The 8,020-nt window shown below is 59.9% G+C and carries 8 protein-coding genes and 1 tRNA gene; 1 reads left to right on the top strand and 8 read right to left on the bottom strand.

Going from position 1 to position 8,020, the window contains the following annotated elements; genetic code table 11:
- The 5 genes from PG881_RS21280 to PG881_RS21260 form a co-directional block, all read right to left on the bottom strand.
- Positions 1 to 302, bottom strand: a 302-nt coding sequence (locus PG881_RS21280) for a contractile injection system protein, VgrG/Pvc8 family (protein WP_270802723.1), incomplete at its 3' end; no start/stop codon positions are given.
- Between the two features lie 10 nt (positions 303 to 312).
- On the bottom strand, positions 313 to 612 hold the full coding sequence (locus PG881_RS21275; protein WP_270802721.1) for a hypothetical protein: 300 nt from the start codon (positions 610 to 612) through the stop codon (positions 313 to 315).
- Positions 613 to 798: 186 nt separating this feature from the next.
- The gene (gene hcp1 / locus PG881_RS21270) at positions 799 to 1,317 is read right to left on the bottom strand and encodes a type VI secretion system effector Hcp1 (protein ID WP_270802719.1); all 519 of its coding nucleotides are present in this window, start codon (positions 1,315 to 1,317) and stop codon (positions 799 to 801) included.
- A gap of 230 nt (positions 1,318 to 1,547) precedes the next feature.
- Positions 1,548 to 2,318: a LuxR family transcriptional regulator gene (locus PG881_RS21265; protein ID WP_270802717.1), complete on the bottom strand. Its 771-nt coding sequence runs from the start codon at positions 2,316 to 2,318 to the stop codon at positions 1,548 to 1,550.
- A 563-nt stretch (positions 2,319 to 2,881) separates the two neighbouring features.
- Positions 2,882 to 2,969 (bottom strand) — tRNA-Ser (locus PG881_RS21260).
- 198 nt (positions 2,970 to 3,167) lie between these two features.
- On the opposite strand from PG881_RS21260, the gene PG881_RS21255 reads away from it, so the two are divergent.
- Positions 3,168 to 3,917 carry a DsbA family protein gene (locus PG881_RS21255; RefSeq protein WP_270802715.1) on the top strand — a complete coding sequence of 250 codons (750 nt, stop codon included), beginning with the start codon at positions 3,168 to 3,170 and terminating at the stop codon, positions 3,915 to 3,917.
- 174 nt (positions 3,918 to 4,091) lie between these two features.
- Here the strand turns inward: PG881_RS21255 and galE are convergent, their stop codons facing one another.
- The 3 genes from galE to hcp form a co-directional block, all read right to left on the bottom strand.
- A complete protein-coding gene (galE, locus tag PG881_RS21250) occupies positions 4,092 to 5,117 on the bottom strand; it encodes a UDP-glucose 4-epimerase GalE (protein WP_270802713.1) in 1,026 nt (341 codons plus the stop codon).
- Between the two features lie 84 nt (positions 5,118 to 5,201).
- Positions 5,202 to 6,221 (bottom strand): hybrid-cluster NAD(P)-dependent oxidoreductase, encoded by a 1,020-nt coding sequence (locus PG881_RS21245; RefSeq protein ID WP_270802711.1) that lies wholly within the window; start codon positions 6,219 to 6,221, stop codon positions 5,202 to 5,204.
- Positions 6,222 to 6,335: 114 nt separating this feature from the next.
- On the bottom strand, positions 6,336 to 7,985 hold the full coding sequence (hcp, locus tag PG881_RS21240; RefSeq protein ID WP_043168651.1) for a hydroxylamine reductase: 1,650 nt from the start codon (positions 7,983 to 7,985) through the stop codon (positions 6,336 to 6,338).
- Positions 7,986 to 8,020: the final 35 nt, after the last annotated feature.

Here is an 8,020-nt window from a genome sequence, read left to right as displayed (position 1 = left end):
CACAGCGCCGGCTGCACCAGCAGCTGATAGCGGGTGCGGCGAAAACCGCTGTCACCCTGCGCGAAGTTACTGACCACCCCGCACACCCGGCGCTGCAGCTCACCGTTGTACCACACCAGCAGCTCGCACGGCTGGTCCAGCACGGCACCAAAGTCGATGTCGGGCTGGGCACTCGCCAGCTCCAGGCGCAGGTTGAACGGGCGGTTGAGCGCTTCCTCCAGCGCAAACTCGGCCACCACGAAGGTGTTCTCGGGCAGGGCCCCCACTTTGACGGTAAATTGTAATCCTGTGCTGTCTGCCATGAAGCGCTCCTTAACCTGCCTGTCCGCTGCCTGAACCAATCACCACGCCGCCACAGCCGACGGCGGTACCGGTCACGGCGATGGACTTGCCACCACACCGCGAAGTACGCAGCCCACAGCCGACCCCGCCCGAGATGCTGCGCGGATGGGGTGGATTGTTGGGTTTGTCGTGGGGGGCCAGCGGCTCATCCTGCCGGGACGCCAATTTGCCACCGAGGGAACACTCAGAGCTGACTGAAATCACGAGAGATGGGAAAAGCCCATCGCGATCGATGAGCACATCACCGGACGATGCAATGGTGGAACACATGACGACTGGCCTCTGTTGTGCTTTGCAATAAGGTCGCCTCGCAGCCATATGGCAAAACACAAAAGCTCCGACCGCATCCAGCTGAACAGGTCGGAGAAAGCTTGCACGGGCCTGACGACAGCTGACACTGCCATCGTCAGGCCATAGGGTGCACTACAAGGAATAACGGCAATAAGAGATCGAGCGTTAGGCCTCGATCGGCGCGCGCCAGTCGTCTGCACCGGAAGTACCGGCAACGGTGTGCTCCCAGTTGATCTTGCGATAGGCCAGAGAGACCTGGATCAGTTGGGTGAAGTCAGACTTCGCCGGATCCTGGCAGTGCGGCATCTGGCAGTCGATGTCGACGATGGTGGCATCGGTCAGCACGGTAGAGAAAAAGTGCTCCTGCTTGCCCTCGACGGAGGTGCGGTACCACTTCAGGGTCACTTTCGGCAACATTTCGCCGGAGGCCAGCGAGTTGTACATCAGCGGTACGGCCTTGTTCAGCGCAACGGTGAACTTGAACGGCTTGTGGACACGCTGACCAGCCGGCTGACCGGATTGCGGGTCAGTCGGTACGGTCACGACGTGCTGGAATTCTTGTACCAGCATCTCGTCTTCGTGGCCCTGCACGAAGATGTTGCCGACGGAATCGGAAGTGAAAGCACCGGCGGTGAGGTTGCCCTGGGTTTTACCTTCGATGCTGATATAACATGGAGTTGGCATGAGTATGCTCCTGATTGGTTGAACGGTAATGACACTCGACCGAACCAGTTAGCAGCGACCATGCCACTCTTTTTTATAGTTATTTTTCAAAGACTTAATAAACTGGCAAGTCGTCCTGCCGGATACATGGCGCAAAAAGTTGCAACCAGCAGACTATTGCACCATTAGTTCTTGCACTCGCAGTGGAACATCTCGCCACTTACGCAACAAGTTGCTTGCGACAAACATAATCACTGCTTTTCATCCACATTGGCAACCAACGCCATCTCCACATTCAACCTGACCATCCCCTGCTTCAATGCCCATGAAATGGCCTGGCTCTTGCTGCTGGCACCCAGCTTGCTGACCACATTGTTCAGATGAAACGTCACGGTACGGGGAGTGATCACCAGGATCTGGGCAATATCGCTCACCTGCTTGCCCTCCGCCGCCCAGCGACACACTTCCAGCTCCCGTAAACTCAACGCATCGTGCGGTGACAGACCCGCCAGACAGACCCGGGCCACCGCCTCGAAAATATGCATGGAGAGCCAGCTGATAAAGGGCACTGCAGAGAGCCATTGCTGGCGGCTACGAGGCGTACTGGTAATAAAAGAGAGCAGGCCGACATGGCCGTTGGCACCGTGCCAGGGCAGGGTGATGCCGTCGCAAATGCCGTACTCGCTGGCCAGCTGCATCACCTCCCGGCCCTGCTCATCACAACGCTCCTGATCGTTCACCACATCGGCCCATAGAATAGGAGTGCTCCTGGTCATGGCGCATTTGACGATGGGATCGATGGCAAAGAAGCCGCTGCTGGTATAGGTATCCACCCAGGCCTGCGGACAGCCGTTGAAAATGATGACATCCGGGCGCTGGATGGTACTGGGAAAGATCAGGGCCAGGCGAAAATAGTCGAATCCCATGCGACCGCTCAGCTCGCGCAGCAGGGTCACTATGGTGCGATCGTCAGCGGCCGTCTCGAACTGGCCGATGAGATCCAGCGCGTGCAGGGTATTCATCTCTGGGGTATGAGGATTGTGCACAAGGTAGGCTAGCCAAACATGGAAACATGCTGAATGTTAACAAGCGTCAACAGATGACACACTCCGGCACATAGGAAAATCAGAACTCTCCCACACTTTATGCTATCGAATCGTAATTTTTGTAATGAAATGCTACAGAAAACCTCAAGCGTTCCGCCAGCGACCAGTCGTGACCCCTACGGATGCTAAGAATTGCAACATTTGCCATGGCTCTCCCCCTCACGGACGGCCAACAACTTTCAGCTCCTTCCTGTATCACGCAACAGAAGGTGCTCAAGTTGTGGCTGAGGAGCCAGCGAAACGAGCTCCCCACCGACCAGTGCGAAGATCGGGGCCGACGGAGATGATCGATACACTTGGTTGTCCGGTGATGGTCTGACAGTGAACACTGAGCAAAATAGGCGGGAAGACAGCAAGCCTTAGCCAACCGCCGGAAAATACGTGGATAAAGATGGCTTGCCCGACCACAGTCAGAATGAAAGCGAGGATTTGAATAGCAAAAAGGCCACCCTTTCGGATGGCCTTTTTGGCTGAATAAATGGCGGAGGAGGTGGGATTTGAACCCACGGATGGTCGCCCATCGCCGGTTTTCAAGACCGGTGCATTCAGCCGCTCTGCCACCCCTCCGCGACAGTGCGGCGAATATTACCCATGGCGATCGCCCTTGTAAATCCCCTCGCCGCTCGTTTGCCGATTTATTGGGCTAAATGACGCACAAAGCCGCCAATTTGAGCATAACCAGCGCTTTTTCAACCAGATAACTTGACTTGAAAACAGACTCACCCACTATAGTCAGCATCACGAAATCCCCAGCAAGATGGACTTATGAAAATCAAACATGCCCTGCTTTGCGCCCTGACGGGTGCCACCCTGCTTGCGGCGCCGGTTCAGGCGAGCGAACTGACCAAGAGCGATGTGGAACAGATAGTGCGCGACTATCTGGTCAAGAACCCGGAGATCCTGGTCGAGATGTCCAACGCCCTGCGCGCCAAGCAGGAGAGCCAGCAGGCCGAGAGCGACAAGACCTTGATCAAGGCACACGCCAAGCAGCTTTATAGCAACCAGGATCCGGAGAGCGGCAATCCCAAGGGCAGCCTGACCGTGGTCGAATTCTTCGACTACAACTGCGGCTACTGCAAACGCGCCCACCCACTGATCAAGCAGCTGCTGGCAGAAGACAAGGACATTCGCTACATCTACAAGCAGTTCCCTATCCTGAGCGAAACCTCCTACTTCGCCGCCCGCGCCGCCCTGGCGGTACAGCTGGGTCAGCCCGACAGGTACCAGGCCTTCCACGAGAAGCTGTACGCCCATCAGGGCCCGCTGGCCGACGAGGCACAGGTGAAGCAGCTGGCAGAAGCAGCCGGCGTCAACTGGAGCAAGGTTGAAGCCAAGATCAAGGATGGCAGTATCGATCAGAATCTCGGCACCAACCGGGCGCTGGCCGAAGCCATGAGCATCTCGGGCACACCGGCCTTCATCATCGGCGATCAGATCCTGCGCGGCGCCCCCCGTGATCTGGCCAGCCTGAAAGGCTTCATCAAGGATGTGCGCGCCGGCAAGAGCATTCAGTAATCCCGCTCCGGCACATAAAAAAACGCCCCGGCATGCCGGGGCGTTTTGCTATTCATGCTGCAAACCATCAGGCCTGATGGGCCGTCGCGAGAAGCTGTCAGCAAGGCGAAGAGCAGCGCAGGGACCCGAGTTTATATGAATAAATGAGGTTCCCGAGCAGCGCATGACCCTTGATCACGGCTTCGCAGCAGGGCCATAACCGTTCGGGTTCTGGCTTTGCCAGCGCCAGGTATCGATCATCATCCGCTCCAGACCACGCTCGGCCTGCCAGCCCAGCTCGGCACGGGCCTTGTGCGGTTCGGCCCAGCACTCGGCGATGTCGCCGGGGCGACGGGGCTTGATCTGGTAGGGAATGGTGCGACCGCTGGCCACTTCAAATGCCTTGATCATCTCCAGCACCGAATAGCCCTGACCGGTCCCCAGGTTGTAGGTAAAGACCCCGGTATCCGACGCGATGCGTGCCAGCGCTTTGAGGTGACCGATGGCGAGATCCACCACGTGGATGTAATCGCGCACCCCGGTACCGTCCGGCGTCGGGTAGTCGTTGCCAAACACCCCCAGCTCCTTGAGCTTGCCCACACCGACCTGACTGATATAGGGCAGCAGGTTGTTGGGAATGCCGTTGGGATCTTCCCCGATAAGGCCGCTCTCGTGGGCACCGACCGGGTTGAAGTAGCGCAACAGCACGATGGCCCAGCGGGGATCGGACTTGGCGAGATCGCGCAGGATCTCTTCGACCATCAGCTTGGAGCGGCCATAAGGGTTGGTGGCGCTGGTGGGGAAATCTTCCCGCAGCGGTACCGAGGCCGGATCGCCGTAGACGGTGGCCGAGGAGCTGAATACCAGCCGGAACACCCTGGCCCTGGCCATCTCTTCGCACAGCACCAGGGTGCCGGTGATGTTGTTCTGGTAGTAGGTGAGCGGGATCTGGCTCGACTCGCCGACTGCCTTGAGCCCGGCGAAATGGATCACCGACTCGATCTGGTGGGCGGCAAACAGCTGCTGCAAGCAGGCCCGGTCCAGCACATCCCCTTCGACGAAGATGACCGGCTTGCCGGTGATCCGCTCGACCCGTTTGAGCGATTCGGGGGAGGAGTTGGAGAGGTTGTCCAGCACCACGACCTGCTGCCCGACGTTTAAGAGTTCAACCAGGGTATGGGAGCCGATATAGCCGGCGCCCCCTGTGACCAGAATTGTCATTTTGTATCCCGCGTTCGACTGAAACTGGAGCTGAGTCTACCCGCCCGGCCCCATTGCGAAAAGAGCGGGATGCTCATGGCCCCCTCAATAGTCGACGCTGACATCCCCGCTGGCGGTGCAGGAACAAGCCAGTGCCACCCCGCTCTCGAGATCCTGTGCACTCAGGGTCATCACGCTCTGGCGCTCGATTTCACCTTCCGTGGTACAGCGACAGGCCCCGCACACCCCGGCACGGCAGGCCGCCATCATGGTTTCCCCCGCCCCCTCCAGCGCCGCCAGCAGGGTCTGACCCGGCAGGATCTTTACCTTCTTGCCGCTCTTTTTGAGGGTCAGCCAGAAGTGGTCGCTGCCGGCCGCAACTGGCGCCGCACTCGATGTTCCAGCAGGCAGGCCGAACGACTCCTGGTGCAACTGCGCTGCCGGCAGGCCCAGCTCCGCCAGCATGGTGCAGACGGCGGTCATGTAGGGGGCAGGCCCGCACAGATAGACGTGGCGCGCGAGCAAATCTGGCGCCAATTCCCTCAGCATCTCCGGCGTGAGCCGGCCAACCCAGGGATAAGCCGTCGGCGCCTCTTCCCGTACTTGCTCCAGCACTAACGCGTGGCGAACGCCGGAATGAGCAGCGGCCAGCGCAGCCAGGTCGTCTGCGAAGATCACATCCTCCGGCGAGCGGGCGCTGTGAATGAAGCGAATGTCGGCGTCCGGCCGTTTGGCCAGCTCGTCGCGCAGCATGGCCCACATGGGGGTGATGCCGGAGCCGGCGCTCAAGAGCAGCGGCCGCTCGCAGGGCAAGGCAGTCAGGTTGAAGTCGCCGAAGGGGCCATCCACCCGGATCTCGTCCCCCACTTGCAGGGTCTGGTGCAGATGGTGGGAGACCAGTCCGACATCCTTGATGGTGACCTGCCAGCAGGCATCCTGCGGGCTGGAGGAGAGGGTATAGGCACGGCAGTGGGGCTGGCCGTCAATCTCGGTGTGCAGCGTCACGCACTGGCCGGCCAGCACGGCGGGCAGGCTGCCCGTCTGCGGCACGAACTGCCAGCTCGCCACATCGTGGGTATCCGCCCGGCGGCCGATGCACCTGAGGGTGAGAGAGGTGGAGGTCATCGCAAGGCTCCTCTTGTTGAAAAATGTTGGAAAGGGGTCGTTAAAAAAAGGCGAGCCATCAGGCTCGCCAAAGGCTTACAACATGCTGAGCGTGTAAGACGGATGTGGCGCCGCTCAGGCCGCCAGGATCTCGGCGAGATCGGCTTCGGCCGTGGTGGTTCCTTTCAGGCCAAATTGCTCTTCCAGTACCTTGAGCAGAGCCGGGGTGAGGAAGGCCGGGGCGGTCGGGCCGGTACGGATGTCTTTCACGCCCAGCGCCAGCAGGGTGAGCAGAATGACGATGGCCTTCTGCTCGAACCAGGAGAGCACCAGGGTCAGCGGCAGATCGTTGACGCCGCACTCGAACGCCTCGGAGAGCGCCAGCGCCAGCTGGATGGCGGAGTAGGCATCGTTGCACTGACCCACGTCCAGCAGACGGGGAATGCCACCGATGTCGCCGAAGTCGAGCTTGTTGAACTTGTACTTGCCGCAACCCAGGGTCAGCAGCAGGCTGTCCTGCGGGATCGCCTTGGCAAACTCGGTGTAGTAGGCGCGCTCGGCACGGTCGCCATCACAGCCACCGACTAGGAAGAAGTGGCTGATTTCGCCGGCCTTGACCTTGTCGATCACCGCCGGGGCGGCCTGCATCAGGGCGTTGCGGGCAAAACCGATGGTGATGAAGTGCTCGAGCTCAACATGCTTGAAGCCTTCCAGCGCTTGCGCCTTGGCGATCACGGCGGAGAAATCTTCCCCTTCCAGGTGGGTCACGCCCGGCCAGCCGACGATGGAGCGAGTGAAGATGCGATCCGAGTAGTTGCCCACGTTCGGGTCGATGATGCAGTTGGAAGTCATCACCACGGCGCCCGGGAAGTTGGCAAACTCCTTCTGCTGGTTCTGCCAGGCAGAGCCGTAGTTGCCCACCAGGTGCGGGTACTGCTTGAAGAAGGGGTAGGCCAGTGCCGGCAGCATCTCACCATGGGTGTAGACCTTGATGCCGGTGCCCTTGGTCTGCTCCAGAATGAGCTTGAGATCCACCATGTCGTGACCGGAAACCAGAATGCACTTGCCCGGTACCGGGGTGACGCGTACCTGGGTCGGCTCGGGGTGGCCAAAGGCGGTGGTTTCACCGAGATCCAGCATCTCCATGATTTTGAAGTTGAGCAGGCCAATGTCCATGGCGCACTTGAACAGCGGATCCAGATCGCTCGGATCCGTACCGAGCCAGCTCATGATGCGATGGAATTCGGCGGCTACCCCGGCATCCTGCTGATCCAGCACCCGGGCGTGCTCCATGTAGGCGGCGGCGCCCTTGAGGCCGTAGAGGCAGAGCAGGCGCAGCCCCATGATGTCTTCGTTGACTTCGTTCTTGCCACGGTTGACTGCGGTCTGCGGTGCCTGGGCCAGTTGGGCCAGCAGATCGGCACCCGGCTCGAAACGGGCGGCAGCGGGCAGTGCATCGGCCTGCACCGCCAGCGGAGCCAGCTTGGCAGCCAGTTGCTGACGATAGCTCAGCGCCTGATTGACATAGGCCACGATGCGGGCGGAGTCGAAGTTGACGTTGGTGAGGGTGGCGAAGAAGGCCTTGGGCACGAAGGCGTCGATCTCGCTGTCGACGATGCCGTGCTCACGGGCGGCCAGCGCCCAGGCGCTGAGCCCCTGCAGGGTATAGATCAGCACATCCTGCAGATCCGAGGTTTCAGCCGTCTTGCCGCACATACCTTGTGCATAGGCGCAGCCGTTGCCTGCCGGGGTACGAATTGTCTGTTCACATTGCACACAAAACATCATGCCTCTCCTAATTGGACATTTCAGTTGTTTGT

This window comes from Aeromonas sp. QDB54 (assembly GCF_027707385.1).
GTDB classification, from domain to species: Bacteria; Pseudomonadota; Gammaproteobacteria; order Enterobacterales; family Aeromonadaceae; genus Aeromonas; species Aeromonas hydrophila.
This window is presented reverse-complemented; position numbering and strand designations above follow the sequence as displayed.